The sequence below is a fragment of the Actinoplanes regularis genome (assembly GCF_900188005.1).
GTDB lineage: Bacteria > Actinomycetota > Actinomycetes > Mycobacteriales > Micromonosporaceae > Actinoplanes > Actinoplanes regularis.
Map to the genome: position 1 here is coordinate 443,220 of NZ_FZNR01000003.1, position 16,734 is coordinate 459,953.

General features: G+C 68.8%; 12 protein-coding genes. 5 read left to right on the plus strand and 7 right to left on the minus strand.

Annotated features, from left to right (window positions below; genetic code table 11):
• The first annotated feature begins 450 nt into the window (after positions 1-450).
• Together CHC09_RS11645 and purE are read left to right on the plus strand one after the other, a co-directional pair.
• Positions 451-1,593 carry a 5-(carboxyamino)imidazole ribonucleotide synthase gene (locus tag CHC09_RS11645; protein WP_089293034.1) on the plus strand — a complete coding sequence of 381 codons (1,143 nt, stop codon included), beginning with the start codon at positions 451-453 and terminating at the stop codon, positions 1,591-1,593.
• The gene (purE, locus tag CHC09_RS11650; protein WP_089293035.1) at positions 1,593-2,090 is read left to right on the plus strand and encodes a 5-(carboxyamino)imidazole ribonucleotide mutase; all 498 of its coding nucleotides are present in this window, start codon (positions 1,593-1,595) and stop codon (positions 2,088-2,090) included. Before CHC09_RS11645 ends, purE begins: the two co-directional genes overlap by 1 nt.
• On the opposite strand, the gene CHC09_RS11655 is transcribed toward purE, so the two are convergent.
• On the minus strand, positions 2,087-7,015 hold the full coding sequence (locus tag CHC09_RS11655; protein ID WP_089293036.1) for an SCO7613 C-terminal domain-containing membrane protein: 4,929 nt from the start codon (positions 7,013-7,015) through the stop codon (positions 2,087-2,089). The two genes, purE and CHC09_RS11655, sit on opposite strands and share 4 nt — an antisense overlap.
• Before the next feature lie 231 nt (positions 7,016-7,246).
• Here CHC09_RS11655 and CHC09_RS11660 point away from each other — a divergent pair, with 231 nt between their 5' ends.
• Together CHC09_RS11660 and CHC09_RS11665 are read left to right on the plus strand one after the other, a co-directional pair.
• Positions 7,247-8,401 carry an acyl-CoA dehydrogenase family protein gene (locus CHC09_RS11660; RefSeq protein ID WP_089293037.1) on the plus strand — a complete coding sequence of 385 codons (1,155 nt, stop codon included), beginning with the start codon at positions 7,247-7,249 and terminating at the stop codon, positions 8,399-8,401.
• 537 nt (positions 8,402-8,938) lie between these two features.
• Positions 8,939-9,217, plus strand: coding sequence for a YwiC-like family protein (locus tag CHC09_RS11665; RefSeq protein ID WP_143232284.1), 279 nt, complete (start codon positions 8,939-8,941; stop codon positions 9,215-9,217).
• A gap of 175 nt (positions 9,218-9,392) precedes the next feature.
• Here the strand turns inward: CHC09_RS11665 and CHC09_RS48815 are convergent, their stop codons facing one another.
• From CHC09_RS48815 to CHC09_RS11690, 5 genes are all read right to left on the minus strand, one after another.
• On the minus strand, positions 9,393-9,839 hold the full coding sequence (locus tag CHC09_RS48815; RefSeq protein WP_373871911.1) for a helix-turn-helix domain-containing protein: 447 nt from the start codon (positions 9,837-9,839) through the stop codon (positions 9,393-9,395).
• 201 nt (positions 9,840-10,040) lie between these two features.
• Positions 10,041-10,652, minus strand: a complete 612-nt coding sequence (locus CHC09_RS11675) for a GNAT family N-acetyltransferase (RefSeq protein WP_089293040.1) — start codon at positions 10,650-10,652, stop codon at positions 10,041-10,043.
• A gap of 4 nt (positions 10,653-10,656) precedes the next feature.
• Positions 10,657-12,171 (minus strand): APC family permease, encoded by a 1,515-nt coding sequence (locus CHC09_RS11680; RefSeq protein ID WP_373871912.1) that lies wholly within the window; start codon positions 12,169-12,171, stop codon positions 10,657-10,659.
• A gap of 61 nt (positions 12,172-12,232) precedes the next feature.
• Positions 12,233-12,973: a GOLPH3/VPS74 family protein gene (locus tag CHC09_RS11685; RefSeq protein WP_179277043.1), complete on the minus strand. Its 741-nt coding sequence runs from the start codon at positions 12,971-12,973 to the stop codon at positions 12,233-12,235.
• A 1,087-nt stretch (positions 12,974-14,060) separates the two neighbouring features.
• Positions 14,061-14,789, minus strand: a complete 729-nt coding sequence (locus CHC09_RS11690; protein WP_203833141.1) for an HAD family hydrolase — start codon at positions 14,787-14,789, stop codon at positions 14,061-14,063.
• 799 nt (positions 14,790-15,588) lie between these two features.
• Here CHC09_RS11690 and CHC09_RS11700 point away from each other — a divergent pair.
• Positions 15,589-16,056, plus strand: coding sequence for an NUDIX domain-containing protein (locus CHC09_RS11700; RefSeq protein WP_089293042.1), 468 nt, complete (start codon positions 15,589-15,591; stop codon positions 16,054-16,056).
• On the opposite strand, the gene CHC09_RS11705 is transcribed toward CHC09_RS11700, so the two are convergent.
• A complete protein-coding gene (locus tag CHC09_RS11705; protein WP_089293043.1) occupies positions 16,044-16,556 on the minus strand; it encodes an HD domain-containing protein in 513 nt (170 codons plus the stop codon). The two genes, CHC09_RS11700 and CHC09_RS11705, sit on opposite strands and share 13 nt — an antisense overlap.
• Positions 16,557-16,734 lie beyond the last annotated feature (178 nt).

Genomic DNA, 16,734 nt, shown 5'->3' on the forward strand with positions numbered 1-16,734 from the left:
GTGCTGGCCATCCGGCTGCAAAGAGCCATTTCATGAGTTCAGAAGCGATTCCGGCATGATCCGTATCAGGCGGCGGTGTGATGGTGACCGCTCCATCGGGACTCAACTCGAACCGATGGCCGTACTTGGCTGCCTCGATCATGGTGCTTAGATCCGTGAGCGTGATGGTGGGCGGTAGGGACCTGGTGAATGCCTCCGCGCTCATAGAGGCATGTTACTGGGTGTGATTGGTTGATATCTGGCTCAGATTGCCCGCCCGGAGGCGCGTTGCGGGCCGGGGTTGGGATTGCCTCGCGGGGCTGTGGAGGCGGGGCTTGGCCCGAGAGGGCTGGGGGCGGGGCGCGTAGGGCGTATCGCGAAATGGTTTTGGTTTCGGGTTTGATGCTGAGCGTGGGATGACGTCGGGTTGATTTCCGGAAGCGGAAGCCGCGTCGCTAGGCTGGGCGGGCGATGGATACCCAAACCGGTCTGCCCGTAGTCGGCATGGTGGGCGGTGGCCAGTTGGCCCGGATGACCCACCAGGCTGCGATCTCCCTCGGCCAGTCACTGCGTGTGCTCAGTGAGAAGCCTGATGACAGTGCCGCGCTGGTCGCGGCGGATGTTCCGATCGGGTCGCACACCGATCTTTCCGCGTTGCGGGAGTTCGCGAAGGGGTGCGACGCCGTCACCTTCGATCACGAGCACGTGCCGACCGAGCACATCGAGGCGCTCGAGGCCGAGGGCGTGAAGATCTTCCCGGGGTCGAAGGCGCTGGTCTTCGCCCAGGACAAGGGCCTGATGCGGGAGCGCCTGGCGGCGTTCGGCGCGCCGGTGCCGCGCTGGGCGCGGGTGCGCACCGCGGACGAGATCGAGGCGTTCGCCGGCGGGTCCTGGCCGATCGTGGCCAAGGCGACCCGTGGGGGGTACGACGGTCGCGGCGTCTGGATGGTCGGCTCGCGGGAGGCCGCGGAGGACCTGGTGTCGACCGGGATCCCGCTGATCGTCGAGGAGAAGGTGCCGCTGCGGCGCGAGCTCGCGGCGCTGGTGGCGCGCTCGCCGTTCGGGCAGGTCGCGGCGTACCCGGTGGTGGAGACCGTGCAGCGGGACGGCATCTGCGTCGAGGTGATCGCGCCGGCGCCCGACCTGGCCGAGGAGCGGGCGCTCGCCGCCCAGCAGCTCGCCATCGACCTGGCCAACGATCTAGGCGTGGTCGGCCTGCTCGCCGTCGAGTTGTTCGAGACGGACGCCGGGATCGTGGTGAACGAGCTGGCGATGCGCCCGCACAACTCCGGGCACTGGACCATCGAGGGGGCCCGGACCTCGCAGTTCGAGCAGCACCTGCGGGCCGTCCTGGACTATCCGATGGGCTCCACCGCGCTGGCCGCACCGGTCGTGGTGATGGCGAACGTACTGGGCGGCGAGCCCGGCGGGATCTCCATCGACGAGCGGCTGCACCACCTGTTCGCACAGGACCCGGGCGCCCGGGTGCACCTGTACGGCAAGGAGGTCCGGCCCGGCCGCAAGATCGGTCACGTGACGGTGCTCGGCGACTCGCTGAACGAGGTGCGCGCCCGGGCCGCGCGCGCCGCCCAATGGCTGCAGGAGGGCAAGTGATGGCACCCGTCGTCGGCATCGTCATGGGCAGCGACTCGGACTGGCCGACCATGGAGGCGGCCGCGCTCGCGCTCGCCGAGTTCGAGGTGCCGTTCGAGGTCGGTGTCGTCTCCGCGCACCGGACCGTCCACAAGATGGTGGACTACGCCGAGTCGGCGGCCGGTCGCGGCATCAAGACGATCATCGCCGGTGCCGGCGGCGCCGCGCACCTGCCCGGCATGGTCGCCGCGCTCACCCCGCTGCCGGTGATCGGCGTTCCGGTGCCGCTCAAGCACCTCGACGGGATGGACTCGCTGCTCTCGATCGTGCAGATGCCGGCCGGCGTCCCGGTGGCGACCGTGTCGATCGGCGGGGCGCGCAACGCGGGCCTGCTCGCGGTGCGGATCCTCGGCGCGTCCGACCCGGCGCTGCGGCAGCGGATGTCGGACTTCCAGACGGGCCTGGAGAAGCTTGTCGCGGAGAAGGACGCGGCGCTCCGCGACAAGCTGCTCGGCTAGCGCATCTGCGACACCCGGTTGCGCAGGTCCTGGGTGCGGCGGCGGCTTTCGCTCGTCGCGCCCAGGAAGATCAGGACGACGCCGACCGGCACCAGCATCAGCCACGGGCCGCCCAGGCTGAAGACGAACTTCAGCGCCGCGACGACCGTGGCGACGGCGCCGACGAGCACCGGCGCCTGCTGCCGGATGCGGGAGCCGATGATCAGCGTGATCACCCCGCCGAGCAGGAGCAGGACCTCGCGGATGTCCTCCTGACCGCCGCCGGTCAGCACCAGCGCGATGGTGGGCACGAAGGCGGCCAGCAGCGCCGGGCCGTACGCCGCCCAGCTGCTCAGCTCCGGCCGGTGATGCGCCTCGACGACGCCGACGGCCAGCGCCAGCGCGGCGAACGGCAGCGTGTACGCCTCCGGCAGCGCGACCTCGGCCAGCGCGATGAACAGCCACCAGCCGACGATCTCGAAGGCGACCGCCAGCCAGAACAGCATGCGCCGCTGGCTGGGCGTACGGTCCGGGCGTGACGCGGTCAGGCCGAGCACCGCACCCCAGGCGGCGAGCAGCGCGGCCAGATGGGCCGGTGAGTCGAAGGCCAGGGCCCCGGCGATGGCGGCGGACGCGTATCCGCTCCACTCGACGGTGACCGCCTCGGCGCGGTACTGCGCCAGGCCGAGGCGGGGGAGCAGTGATTCCAGGGCGAGCAGTCCAGCACCCACGGAGAGCACCCCGAACGCCGCCCAGTGCCGGTCCAGCCCCAGCGCGATCGCTCCGGCCAGCACGAACATCTGACCCATCAGCGCGGCGAAGAGCCAGCCCAGCAGGCGGGCCATCGCGGTGCGCCCGGCGATCGCGGCGACCAGGCCGACGCCGACCGCGGCACCCAGGGTGAACAGCGTGAGGTCGGAGCGGGCCAGGCTGCCGGCGAGCCCGGCGCCCCCGGCCAGCAGGCCGATCACGAACACCACCGTCCGGGTGCCGCGCAGCAGCGGCGCCCGGCTCGCCGCCGGGGGCGGGGTGAGCGCCAGTCCCAGCATCGAGATGGTGAAGACGATCAGCGCCGCGCCGGTGGCCGCCGGGAACCCGGCATGCAGTGCGATCGGGGTGATCAGCAGGGTCAGCGCGACCCCGGGCAGGACCACCGGGACCGTCTCGGCGGGCCGGCCGCCGAAGCCGAGCGCGGCAAGCGCGGCCGCCCCGGTGAGCAGCACCGCGGCCAGCGCGCTGGTCGCGTCGACGTTGCCGGCGTCCGGGACGAGCAGGGCCGGGACCGGGCCCTCCCAGACCGCCCCGAGCTGCCGCAACGGGGCGAGCAGCGCCGCGCGCAGGGCCGGAGCCAGAGAGAAGAGCGCCAGCACGGTGGGCAGCAGCGCGAGCAGGACCGCACCGGTCGCCGGGTCGTTGAGCCAGCGCTGGAACAGGCTCGCGCCGCGCAGCCGGCGGGCCCGCTGGTAGCGGATGTCCCCGGCCGGGAACTCGTCGACCACCGTCGGGCGTGTCGGCGCCGGCACCGAGCCGCGCAGCATCTCGGCGAGCACACCGAGGAGCGCGGCGGCCGCCGCGTAGAGCGCGGTCGGGTAGGAGGTGGGCACCGAGACGAGCGCGGTCGCGGTCGCGCCGGTCACCAGCCCGATGGTGGCCCAGGGAAGGTACTGCGGGACGTGCCGGCCGAGCAGCGCGAGCAGGGCCAGACCCAGGCTCGAGCCGGCCAGCGCGGCGGTCAGCACCACCTGGGCGCTGTCGCCCTGCTCGGCGGAGAACGCGGCGAGGGTGCCGGGCAGGGCGAGGAGCACGGCACCGGTGGCGGCGCCACCGATCTGCGCACGATGGCTCGGAAGCACCAGTTGCCCGGCCACCGGATCGAAGCCGTAGTCGGCGTCGCCGCCGAGGGCCGGGATCCGGGCGGTCACCGCCACCAGGGTGCCGAGCAGCACCACGGTGAGCAGCGCCATCCCGGTCGACCAGGGGCGGGCCAGGCCGACCGCGGCCGCGTGCAGCAGCACCAGGACGGCGACGGCGACGCGGGCCCGGGCGGTCTGCGGCTCGGCGGTGGCCAGGGCCGCCATCGCGTACGCGGTCGCCACCGCGGCGCCGATCAGCAGCGGGGACCACCAGGGCAGCCCGAGCGCCCACGGTGCGCCCATCGCGGCCAGCGCGGCGCAGACCCCGGAGGCGTAGTGCGACCACGGCCTCGGCAGCGCGATGGCCGCCGTGATGGCGACCATTACCAGGGCGAACGGCGCCTGCCAGGCACCCGCCGGCGCGGTGCCGGTGAACTGGTCGACGTCGGCCGCCCAGAGCGGGCCGGGCGCGGACAGGATCCGCAGGCTGCCGCCGACGGCCTGCCAGCCGGCGAGCCCGCCGACCACCAGCGCGGCGATGCCCAGGCCCCGGGACGGGCCGCGCTTCCAGTCCTCCATCAACACGGTCACGCCCATGCCGACCAGTAGGATCACCACCGCGGCCACGGCCAGCGGGGCGGTCGGGAAGGCCAGCGCCGCGACCCGGGACAGGGCGCCGCAGATCGCCACGGTGGCGGCCGCGGCGGCCCAGTCCGGCCCGTCCATCATCCGGTCCGTGCGCCCGCGGTTGTCGATGCTCTTGGCGAAGAAGAGCAGCAGGGCAGCGGCCAGCAGCAGCGCCCCGACGGCCACGTCGGCCGGGGTTCGGCCGGGCGCGAACAGGGCGGCCGCGGCCAGTGCCAGCGCGCCCAGACCGGTGCCGGCGGTCAGCGGGAGGCTGATCTCCCGGCGGGCCACCTGGAACACGGCCGCGTAGCTGAGCGTGCCGGCCACCGCGAGGAAGCCGGCGGCGAGCGCCGGGACGGTGGCCGCGGCGGTGGGTGGCGGCCCCTGGCCGGTGTCCGTGATGGCCAGCGTGGCGGAGACCGCGGCGCCCGGGATGGCCAGTACGGCCGCACCGGACGCCCAGTCGCCGACCAGCCAGGCGAAGAGCCGGACCGGAATCTGCCGGGCGGCGATGGTGACCATCACACCGGCGCCGGCCAGGGCGGTCAGCACCGCGGCGGTCAGCCAGCACGCGGAGAGCGCCGCGCCGGCCCCGAACAGGCCGACCGTGCCGGCCGCGGCGATGTGGGTGATCGCGATCCGCCGGGTGGTCGACCAGAGGCCCCCCACGCCGAGCGCGATCGCGGCCAGCACCAGTGGCCAGGGCGCCTCGGACCAGTTCAGGCCGAGCGAGGCGGGCAGGGCGAGGGCCGTCATCGAGATGCCGATCACCGCGCCCTCGTGCCGGATCTCGATCGGCAGGGCGAGCGCCGCGGCGATCGTCACCAGCAGCGCGCTGAACACCAGCAGCCAGCCGGTCGGGCCGACGGCGTCGGAGAGCACCTGGGCGTAGCCGGCGGTGTCGGCGTGCCAGATCGGGCGGGCCGCGGCCACCGGGGCGATCGCGGCCCGGATCGCGTCGAGCGCCACCAACAGGCCGATCAGGCCGAGGGCGCCGGTCGAGGCGTACTGCGGGCCGCCGCGAACGTTCTCGGGCAGCAGGCCGACCACCGCGCCGGTGACCGCCACCGTGGCGGCCGCGACCACCAGCGTCCAGCGCGGGTCGATCACGTCGGCGATCCGGGTGGTCGCGCCGATCACCGCGAGCGCCAGCACGCCGCCGGCGATGTGCCGGGCCAGCGGGTGGTCCAGCAGCTTGGCCGCGGCGACCCCGGTGAGCGCGGCGGCGATCAGGATCAGGCCGGAGCGCAGCGCGTCCGGCACGGTCCTGGCCTGCAGCAGGGCCACCGAGGAGTAGAGCAGCGCACCCGCGCAGGCGAGGCAGAGCAGGGCGAAGGTCAGCTCGCGCAACCAGTCCGCGGAGGGCGGGTTGGCCGGCGGGGTGAGCGGGACGGAACCGGCCGGTGCGGCGCCCTCCGGCCGCGGGCCGGGGAAGATCCGGGTCGGGATCCAGCGGCGGCGCCGGGGCCGGAGACCGGAGATGATCAAGTCCGGCTCCTCCGGCTGCGACTCCGGCCGGGGGGCGTCCGGGCGCCGGGCGGCCTCGGCGTCGGCCTCCGCCTCGGCGGCTGACAACCGGTCGGCGGCGGTCGGCCGGCCCAGGGGCCAGCGGGGGATCAGCCGGCCGCGCCGGATCACCCGGGTCAGCAGCAGGAGGTCGAGGGCGGCCACGACGGTCAGGGCCAGGCCCCAGCCCGCCGGGCTCTGAATCCACGGGTACGCCAGCAGCGGTGCGACCGGCTGGGTGGCGATGACCGTCGCGTACCGCGGGATGGCCAGCCGGGTGGCGCCCGCGTACAGGAAGCTCGCGATCGCGGTGACCGCGAAGGTGATGCCCAGGTAGAGCGGGGTGTCGACGTCCGGACCGCCGCCCAGCGCGCTGCCGTGCAGCGTGTACAGGGTCATCGGCAGCAGGATCAGGCCGATCGCGGCGATCGTCTCGGCGGTCGAGGTCAGCGTCCGGCGGGCCACACCGGGCGCCACGGTCAGCGCGATCGCGGTGAACAGGGCCAGGATGACCGCCCGCGCCACCGGGTTGGAGAAGGCCACGCCGGCGAAGACCACGGCGGCCACGCCGATCAGCAGGGCGCCCAGGCCGAGCAGGATGTTCTGGACGGACTGGGTCGACGCCTCCGGCCCGTGCTCGGTGGGGGCCATCGGCTGCCGGGCGGGGCCTTCGGCGGCGGGCCGGCGGGGCGGGCTCTTCGGTGGTGGGGGAGGCGGCTCCTCGGCCGGGCGGGCGCCGGCCGGGCGCCGGGCGGCCGAGGCCGGACGCCGGGACTTGCTGCCGGCCCGCTTCTTCTGCGCGTGGGAGAGGATGTCGCGCTGGAACTGAGCGGCCTGGATCTTGCTGGCGATCTGGGTGCGGGTGCCCGCGGCCTCCATGTCCTGCACCTTGAGCGCCGCGATCGAGGCGTCGATGCGAGCCAGTTCCTCTGCGTAGTCAGGCTCGTCAGCCTTGGCCACTCCGACCTCCCTGCGGCGCTTCGCTCAGTAGTTAGAGCATGCCGGTACGCCACCTCATTAGAACAGCCTCAACCGGGTGGAGATCTGTTGAAACGGCGCCGAACCCGGCATCGATCGCGGTCGCCCGTCGGTGGCGGCGATATTCGGCACAGTCAGGTTCGGGTTGCCCGGCGTACGCTACGCGCCAGTAACATTGCGGCGGGACCGTTGAAGAGGGAAGGGCAAGGCGACATGTCTGATTTCGACGTCTACCGGTTGCCGGAGGACCACGAGACCATCCGCGCGGCCGTGCGCGAGGTCTGTGACGCCCGGGTGGCTCCGAACGCCGCCGAGGCCGATGAGACCGGAGAGTTCCCGAAGGCGTCGTACGACGCGCTGCGCTCCTCCGACTTCCACGCCCCACACATCCCGGTCGAGTACGGCGGTGCCGGCGCCGACGCGCTCGCCACCGCGATCGTGATCGAGGAGGTGGCCCGGGTCTGCGCCGCGTCGTCGCTGATCCCGGCGGTCAACAAGCTCGGCTCGCTGCCGCTGATCCTGTCCGCGTCCGAGGAGCTCAAGCAGAAGTACCTGAGCAAGGTCGCGGCCGGCGAGGGCATGTTCTCGTACTGCCTCTCCGAGCCGGAGGCCGGCTCGGACGCCGCCTCGATGACCACCCGGGCCGTCCGCGACGGTGACTTCTGGGTGCTCAACGGCGTCAAGCGGTGGATCACCAACGCCGGCGTCTCGGAGTACTACACGGTCTTCGCGGTCACCGACCCGTCCGCCCGCTCCCGCGGCATCTCGGCGTTCGTGGTGGAGAAGTCCGACCCGGGCGTCAGCTTCGGCGCCCCGGAGAAGAAGCTCGGCATCAAGGGCTCGCCGACCCGCGAGGTCTACTTCGACAACGTACGCATCCCGGCCGACCGGATGATCGGCGCCGAGGGCACCGGCTTCGCCACCGCGATGCAGACCCTGGACCACACCCGGGTCACCATCGCCGCCCAGGCCATCGGCATCGCGCAGGGTGCGCTCGACTTCGCCCTCGGGTACGCCAAGGAGCGCAAGCAGTTCGGCAAGTCGATCGCCGAATTCCAGGGCCTGCAGTTCATGCTCGCGGACATGGGCATGAAGCTGGAGGCGGCCCGGCAGCTCACCTACGCCGCGGCCGGCAAGAGCGAGCGCGGGGACGCCGACCTGACGTACTTCGGCGCGGCCGCCAAGTGCTTCGCCTCGGACGTCGCCATGGAGATCACCACGGACGCGGTGCAGATCCTCGGTGGCTACGGCTACACCCGCGACTACCCGGTGGAGCGCATGATGCGCGACGCCAAGATCACCCAGATCTACGAAGGCACCAACCAGGTTCAGCGGATTGTGATGGCGCGCCAGCTTTTGAAGGACTAAAAGCAGCTGTTTTCGCAGCTCAGAGGTGCTGTGGCCGGGCGTAAACGCCCGGCCACTTTCTGTGTCCGTGCAATCGCATTGCGTGTTACTTTCGGTCATTCGTGGTTGTTTTCGGTTGTCATCCTGGCCAAATCCTGGCCAAGTCCATCGATACATCTAAGATTGCCTGTCGATTGGGTCCTCAATCGACGATGAGATCACCGCCAATGGGCTGCGGTGATCTCTCCCGGGCTGCCCGTCGCGGATCGTCAGGCTGGTGGATTCGGAGCCGCGGTTACCCTGCGTAGTCAAATGCTGATTCGCCTTTCTTGGCCATTCGGCGGGGCTCATAGCCCGAAGTTCGCAGGTCAAAAGAAGCTGTGGTGCCTCTGCACAGGGCAGGCCCGGCGTGGCGCTGGGTGTAACGGACGCGGTCGCTGCGGCAGACGACCCGGCACCCAGCTGGCTTGCGATCTCCCTGCTCGCGGGCAGGCGGCGGAGGCGCTCCTCGACACGGAGTAGTGAGGTTGGTTCGCGGAATGCTGCCATACTCGCGGCGTGCCCCAGGTTCATGCGCTCGATGTAGTGGGATTGCTGCTGGCGTTCGTCACGTTCGGGTTTCTCGCCAGCATGTGGACCGCCGGTGGCATTCGCGGTGCCCACGACGAGGTTGGTGCCCGTCGCTTCGAACGCCGGACAACGCTGACCGGGGTCCTGGCCGCCATGACCGCTGTCGTCGCGGTCATCACCGAGGACCCGATACGGGTCGCGATGTTTGCGATCTTGGCCGTCGCGATGGCCGCAGTGTGGATCCGTTCGCGGCGCCGCGAGTCCTGAACTACGAAGACCGGTTTACCCGAGCGGCTCTGCCGCTCGTGGGAGTGGCTTTCGGCCCTGATGGCCGAGCCGACGAGGCGGCACGACGTACGACCGTCCGAGCGCTGCGGCACCTTCGGAGTCCGTCCTTCGCCATCTATCAGCAGCTACAGGGCGGGGGTGTGCAGCGCAACGATCAGGAAGTGGGCTCGGGGCTATGCCGGCCTCCACGCGGGCGCATTGTGACGCCGGCCAGTTTTAGCATCCGGTGGGTGCCGCCATACGAGCGACTCGTTGCGGCAGCGACCTGCCGGATGGACGCACCCTCGTTGTATTGCTGCACAACCTTCTTTTCGAGGGCGGCGAGCTCGGTTCCTGAGAGTCGCTTCGATCGGGGTTGCTCGGTTTCGTCGGCGGTTCGCTGGGTGGTCTCGGTGTGATCAGGCGAGTGAGGGGCCATCGATGTCTCCGAATCAGGGTCGGGTTGGTGCCGTGTTGGGCCTTTTGATCGACTCGGGATGCCCGGCGCGCAGAGCCAGGTGCCGGGACGAGAGCTGCTGTGGACAGCGAGGTTGCGGCGACCCGGCTGCGGCTGCGCCGGTAAGCGTTTTAGAGCGCTTTGGCCAGGGTGCCGGGTGCGCATCCGGCGACGGGATGCGCACCCGGCGGTTTCCGAGGTTCACGCCTTGTGGCGCGGCCCCGGTGTTGCCACCGCACGGTTGGCGGGGGTTCGGGCGGTGGCGGGTCAGCGGGGTGCCTGGCGACTGGCTGCGCTGACCTGGAATGGGGCTTGCGGCTCCGGACCGATGTGGCCGGGTCGGGTATGCCGGTGGCCCCTGGTGGTTCATGTGGTGGTGATGAAGGCCCGCCACATCGGGTGCAGGTTCGGGCCGTCTGCCGTGATCGGGTAGGGGCCGAGTGGCTGGTAGCCGTGCCGGGCGTACAGCGCGCTGTTCTTCGCGCCGGTTGCCTCCAGGTAGCTGGAACAGCGCTGGCGGTCGAGTTCGGCGTGCCGGTGTGACAGCAGGGCGGATCCGTGGCCTTGGGATTGCCGGTCCGGGATGACCGCGAGGAACGCGAGGTAGGTGTGCGGGTCGCGGGGGTGGTGGGTGTGCATGGCTTCGTCGAGGGCTTGGAAGCGGTGCAGGGCGGGGCCGGTGATCGCGGCAAGCCGCTGGTCGTAGTCGTCGATTGTGCTGGTCGGCTCGGCGCCGACGTTGTACCAGAAGGCGGCGGCCCGGTCGCCGATGACGTCGACGTGCCCGTGCTCGATGGCGTGCTCGGCCAGCATCGCGAAGTAGCGCGGGTAGGTGCGACGGCGCAGGAGTTCGTCGGGGATGAGCCATGGGGCGAGGTCACCGTCCTGGAATGCGGCGGCGAGAATGCTGGTGACTGTGGCGGTGTCCTGGATGGTGGCGCGGCGGATGCGGGTCGCGGTGTCGGCCGGAGTCGTCATGGATTTACCTGCCGCCCGCGGTGGCCGGCTGTAGGCCGGTGGCGTCGATCAGGGTGTTGTGGGCGCCGGCGCCGATGACCGCGTACACGCGGGGCCGGGCCGCGCGTAGGTACAACGCCCACAGCATGCCCAGGATGGCGGCAGCACCGAACGCGACTGGGAAGATCCACCGCCATGGCGAGGCGGTGTCGACGCCGAGCAGGACGTTGAACTGCTGCAACGTGATCACCAGGATCCAGCCCAGCGCAGCTGTGGCCAGGATCGGGGCGAGCAGGCCCCGGCTGATGCCGACTCCGGCGCGGTTCGCTGGGCGCAGGAAGTAGCCGACGACGGCGACTGAGGTGATCAGCATGAGGATGAGTACACCGAGGCCGCCGGTGACGGTGATCCAGAAGAACAGGTTGATCATGGGGTCCCAGCCGGCGTAGGCGTAGAGGCAGAGTGCGGCGAATGCGATGGCCGTCTGGGTGATCGACGCGGTCTGCGGGGAGCGGCTCCGGACGCTGGTGCGCGCCAGCGCACGAGGTAGGACACCTTCGCGGCCGAGCGCGAAGAAGTACCGGGCGGCGGTGTTGTGGAAGCTCAGCAGCGCGGCGAACAGGCTGGTGATGAACAACAGATGCCCCAGGATGAGAATCGTCGACGGCACGTATGGGGCAGCGAGGTCGAAGATCAGCTCGGTGCCGTGATCGGTGGCCGAATCCACGATCTTGTCCGGGCCGACCGCGACGGTCATGGCCAGGGCGCACAGGCTGTAGAGCACGCCGATGATGGCCAGAGCGATGTAGGTCGCCCGTGCGACGGTCTTCTGGGGATCCTTCGACTCTTCGGAGAAGACGGCGGTGCCTTCAAAGCCGACGAACCCGGTGATCGCGGTGACCAGCACGGCACCGATCCCGGCGGTGAAGAGCTGAGACGGGCCGATGGCGGTGAGGTCGATGTGCCCGTCGGCCGGGTGCGTGAAGTGGACGGCCGCCAACCCGAGCGCGACGGCGATCTCTCCGATGAGCAGGATGGCCAGGATCCGGCCATTGAGATCGACACGCCGGACGCCGAGGATTCCGACAGCCGCCCAGCCGACCAGCGCCCACAGCCACCATGGCGCGGACCAGCCCAGGTGCGCCTCGATGAAGTCGGCGGTGACCTTGCCGAACCCGCCGTAGAGGCCGATCTGCATGGCGTTGTACGCCAGTACCGCCACGGCCGACGCGCCGACGCCGGGGATCCGCCCGAGTCCGTGGGTGACATAGGTATAGAAGGCACCGGAGTTGACGACCTGGCGCGACATCGCGACGTAGCCGACCGAGAAGACCGCGAGGACGAGTGCGACGGCCAGATAGCCGAGAGGGATGCCGATGACGCCGGTGACGGCCCAGCCGGTAGTGGCACCGCCGGCAATGACGGTGAGCGGGGCGGCGGCGGCCATCACGATGAAGACCACCGGCCACACACCAAGCCGGCCCGCGGCCAGAGCCTGCGCGACCGTGCTGCGCGGGCGAGAAGCAGGGGGATACGACACGCAGAAACTCCTGTCAGAAGAATCCGAAGGGCAGAAGGGTTCACGGGCGCGGGCAGCCTGGTCAGGAGCCGACCACGATGGTGTTGCCCACGAGCCGGTCGAGGTGACGCAGCAGGACTGGCACCGGTGGCCGGGTCTGCCGGCTGGCGTCACTCAGCCGGTTGATCACCTGGTCAGGGCTGCTGAAAACCCTGCGGTACACCCCGGTCGACAGACACAGACCGACCAGCACCCTGTCGAAAGCGTCGAGGGCGCGACCCCGCTCAGCGGCGGTATTCAACCGCGCGCAAGCCCAGTAAGCCTTGTTGTTGTCGGTCGGTTGAAAGACGGTGCGAGGTGGGCCGAACAGCCGTTTCCGGGGGACCTCGACGAGGTCACCGGAGAGGACCAGACGGTTCGCGACCTGCTCGTAGGCGTCGGAACGGACCGTCGCATACCCCGCTGGGCGGGCGGACAGGTACCGCAACCAGTCCGGCACCGGCAGCGGCTCGGGCTGGCTCAGGATCTCCGTGAGAACGGTGTGCGCGAGGGCATCCGGCGGCGGGCGCCGGTCGATGACCACCAGGATGTCCTCGTCGATCGCGAGGTGACCCATGACGGCCAGCTCGGTCAGCATGGCGCAGGCCAGCCCGACGGCGATGAGATCCCGATCGACGTAGAGCGCGGCTCCATCGTGGGCCAGACGGAACAGATCGTCGGCGAAGCGTGGCCACCGAGTGTCGTTCACGGGAGCCGGGGTGTATCCGTAGGCAGTGGCTCGGTCCGCGTCGATCTGCTCGACCGGCGACCGCCCCGTCGGCACGGCGGGAACCTGTTGCTGCCAAACGGGCGTGGAATGGCCGTAGGCGGCACCACTGGGCGCGCGGCTACCCGGTGGAAAGCTGTCGTGGGCGGAACCTGCAGCGTGGCGGGCTTGCGCCGGGAATCGGCGAGGATCACGGTGACTCGGCGGATCTGAGAACGACATTGGAACCCCAGTTCAGTACGGGCGAACATCGCGCAACGAAGAAAGCAGGAGGGCGGTGGGCGCGGAACTCGATGCGTGGAGAGAAGCGCCCACCGCCCATTAGGCCCTGGCCCAGGTGTCCGGCCTGGCCAGGGACGTCTATCACCGCTCGCCGCCACGCCCTTCAGGCGATGCCACAAGGACCGAGACGGCCGGGGTCGCAATGACCAGACGTGGCGGCTGAAGTCGACCAGTCTTGCGGCTGGTGGCTGCGACTACGGGTGATGAGGCGCCCGCGGGCTGGCTGGCTGCGGGCGCGGTCCTCTACAGCGATGTGCCAGAAGGCGCAGCGCGCCGTGATCACATGACGACAATTGAGGTCAGCGACGCGGTACTCGAGGTCGTTCCGTGAGTAATCCCTGGCTGGGAGGTGTGCACGCCCGTCGACAGCGCAGCCTGCATGCGGGACGCTCCGATAGTCGGGCCCTCCGGAACCGGGATTTGGGTTGGCGGAGAGTCCCTCCCGCCGCGGGGATCGAAGAGACCAATCGATCTATCAGACCGAGCGCGGAGGGCGACACGAAGTCCCCGTCGACGCTCTGCCCAGGGCAAGGACGTATAGCCCAGCTCGAGGTCCTTGATCCAGCGGCTTGTGACCCGCAGGCCACGTTGCTTTGGATACCAGGCGCGGAGAAGCTTGTTGACAGCGCCGGCCAACTGCGCACGCGACATCCCGCAGTCTTCGCGGCGTTGTTTGAGTTTCGTGTTCGGTATGTGCATGTCGTTCTGGCGAGCCAACGCAACCTCCTTCGCTTCCGGCCGTGGGCGTAGAGCTCTCGAGGTGTACCCCGCAGCGTTCATACGGACCGGCTGCTGGATCGTTACGTAGATCGATGGACGGCGTCACCGCGTATTCGGACGTTCACGAGGACGTCCGGGACGTTTAGCCCGACGCGAAGGCACTCAGCAGAGTCAGGAAGCGCTCGGTATTCGCGAGGCTGGGTAGGACGTGGTTGGCGCCGGCGGCCATCAGGTCCTGTTCGGAGTCGGTTCCAGTGGCGACTGCGATGACCTCTGCTCTGGCCGCCAACGCTGCCTCCACATCTCGGGGGGTATCACCGATGAGCACGAGAGGGGCGTTCGGCGGTGCACCTCGGTCGCGGCGGATCCGTGTACGAGCGATCTCTACGAGGTCTGTGCGCTGCAGCGCGTCGGCCCCGTAGGCGCCGACGGACATGTCCAGCCACCTGTCAAGGCCGAACGCGGAGAGCTTGACCTGGGCGTTAGCTGCGATATTGCCCGTCAGGACCGACGACACCCAATTTGTCCTAGCAGCGACCGCGGTCAGCGCCGCGGACGCACCGGGTAGCGGCCAACCCCGTTTGACGAGATCCTCACGAGCGTCCTTCCCGGCACGAGCGAGAGCTTCCTCGATCAACGGCCAGGCGGGTTCCGGCTTGCCATGGCGATGGAAAAGGTCGCGCATGATCAAGCGATCAGTGCGTCCTTCTGTCACGGCGGGGTGGGATGGCGCAACGCCGGCGAGGGTATGGAAAGCGGCAGCGTAGATCTCCTTGCTGACGCCGGCGTTCTCGATGAGAGTGTGGTCAATGTCCCACAAGATGATCAATGACACTTCATTAGCGTAGATCCCGGGTGCCTCGTCGTTCATCTGGACGAACCTTGCACTCGGAGACATTCTCAGCTTGTATGTGGAAGTGAACGAGCGACTCCACTCTGTGCTCGCCGCACAAGGCGTTTCACCTGAAACATTGGCAGCGGCATGCGAAGTCGACCCCAAGACGGTTGGTCGCTGGCTAAACGGGCGACGGCCTCATCCGCGACATCAGCTCAGTGCGGCGAGGCGTCTCAGGGTAGCGCCAACGTTCCTCTGGCCTGACACGCGTGAGTCCCCAGAAGCTACGAGAAGGGCCGACAAGGAGCTCGTAGCCGTCTACGAGGATCGGGCGAGCGTTCCGCGTGAAACCTGGCTTACGCTTCTTCGTGAGGCTAGGAGTCGCATCGATGTACTCGTGCTGGCTGGTACATTCTTCGCGCAATCAAATCCTGCTGTCGCTGAAATGCTTTCAGAGCGCGCCGCCTGTGGCGTGCAGGTGCGTCTCTGCTTCGGAAACCCGGCTGGTCGGGCGGTTGCCGTCCGTGGCCAAGAGGAGGGTATCGGCGATACTCTCGCGGCGAAGATAAAGGCGTCACTTACATATTATCGGCCTATCGTAAATGTCGATAGGTGCTCAATTCGGCTGCATGATACTACGTTGTACAGTTCACTATTCAGGTACGACGACAATCTTCTTGTGAACCCGCACATATATGGCCAGCCTGCAAGTGCCAATCCGACGCTCCATCTACGGGAATCCGGCGTAGGTGGCTGGTTTGAAAAGTATCTCCGCAGCTTTGAAGAGATTTGGGCGGAAGCTCAGCCGTGGGTGCCGAATTAAGGAGGATTTGCAATGGGCAGGATTGAGTACTACGACGACCCGAAGGCGCCGAAGGCGAACACGCTAATTCCGGCAAGTAATCTGCTCGTGGTTAATGAGGATGGCGGCATCCTCTTCCAACGGCGGCGTGACACTGGCCAGTGGGCGCTTCCTGGTGGAGCGCAAGACATTGGAGAAACTCCAGCTGAGTGCGCGGTGCGTGAATGCCTCGAAGAGACGGGGATTATTGCCGAGGTAACCGGCTTCCTTGGCGTTTACAGTAACCCCAAGCATATTGTCGCCTACACTGACGGGGAGATCCGGCAGCAGTACGAAGCGACCTATATCGGAAGGCCGATCGGTGGAGACTTCACAGTGAATGAAGAGGCCGACGCGGTTCGCTACCTCCTTCCGGAGGACCTGGGTGGTTATGACATTCATCCGAGTATGATCCAGCAGATGGAAGATTATCTAGGTGGCTCATACCCCTACCTGGGGTGAGTTGCTAGCGCTTCATCGATTCGTCTTGCGGCCTTGTGGATCTCGGGCGAAGCCCTACTGATGAATCTGCCAATCAGACTGTGAGTGCCGTACCGCTGGCATATTTCCGCGATCCTCTCTGCGGTGGTCGTGGGCTCGCCGTCAGGCGTCGTTGTCATATCGCACCACACCAGCGCGTCTGTGAGGGACTCGGTTGACGACTGCGGGAACTCGCTTTCCAGGTCGCTGCGAAGCCCGCGTTCCTCGGCTTCCAGTAGTGCGAACGAGTGGTTCGCGACGAGTTTCATTAAACGTGCATCCGAGCCGTGTTCATCTCGGAGGAACCGGGCGCCATCAAGTGCATGAAATCCCGTATGCGCTAGTCTCGGTGCATATCCGACATCATGAAGCAGGGCGGCGGCGCAAAGAAGGTCAAAGTCGTCTCCGGTTATGCTGGCGAGCAGTGCGGCACGTTTGGCTACTCCTAATGAGTGCATCCATCGCCGAGGCAAGGCGCTCATGAGTTCCTTCTGGGCAACATTCAGTGCCCAGGCCGTCAAGTTCGCGGTTTGTCGCACTCTTCAGTCCTAGGGGTTGTTCGGTCAGATGTTCAACCTGGGACAGAGCTTAGGATCAAAACCAGTGAAGGCAGCTCATGACTCCTTGTGTGGCCCGGGCGGGCAGCTCCGTGGCCGCCGC

What these genes read in the sequence shown, in the direction of transcription:
- CHC09_RS11645 (WP_089293034.1), top strand. Translation starts at nt 451, where the DNA reads ATGGATACCCAAACCGGTCTGCCCGTAGTCGGCATGGTGGGCGGTGGC.
- purE (WP_089293035.1), top strand. Translation starts at nt 1,593, where the DNA reads ATGGCACCCGTCGTCGGCATCGTCATGGGCAGCGACTCGGACTGGCCG.
- CHC09_RS11660 (WP_089293037.1), top strand. Translation starts at nt 7,247, where the DNA reads ATGTCTGATTTCGACGTCTACCGGTTGCCGGAGGACCACGAGACCATC.
- CHC09_RS48815 (WP_373871911.1), bottom strand. Translation starts at nt 9,839, where the DNA reads ATGCGCACCCGGCACCCTGGCCAAAGCGCTCTAAAACGCTTACCGGCG.
- CHC09_RS11675 (WP_089293040.1), bottom strand. Translation starts at nt 10,652, where the DNA reads ATGACGACTCCGGCCGACACCGCGACCCGCATCCGCCGCGCCACCATC.
- CHC09_RS11690 (WP_203833141.1), bottom strand. Translation starts at nt 14,789, where the DNA reads ATGAACGACGAGGCACCCGGGATCTACGCTAATGAAGTGTCATTGATC.
- CHC09_RS11700 (WP_089293042.1), top strand. Translation starts at nt 15,589, where the DNA reads ATGGGCAGGATTGAGTACTACGACGACCCGAAGGCGCCGAAGGCGAAC.
- CHC09_RS11705 (WP_089293043.1), bottom strand. Translation starts at nt 16,556, where the DNA reads ATGAGCGCCTTGCCTCGGCGATGGATGCACTCATTAGGAGTAGCCAAA.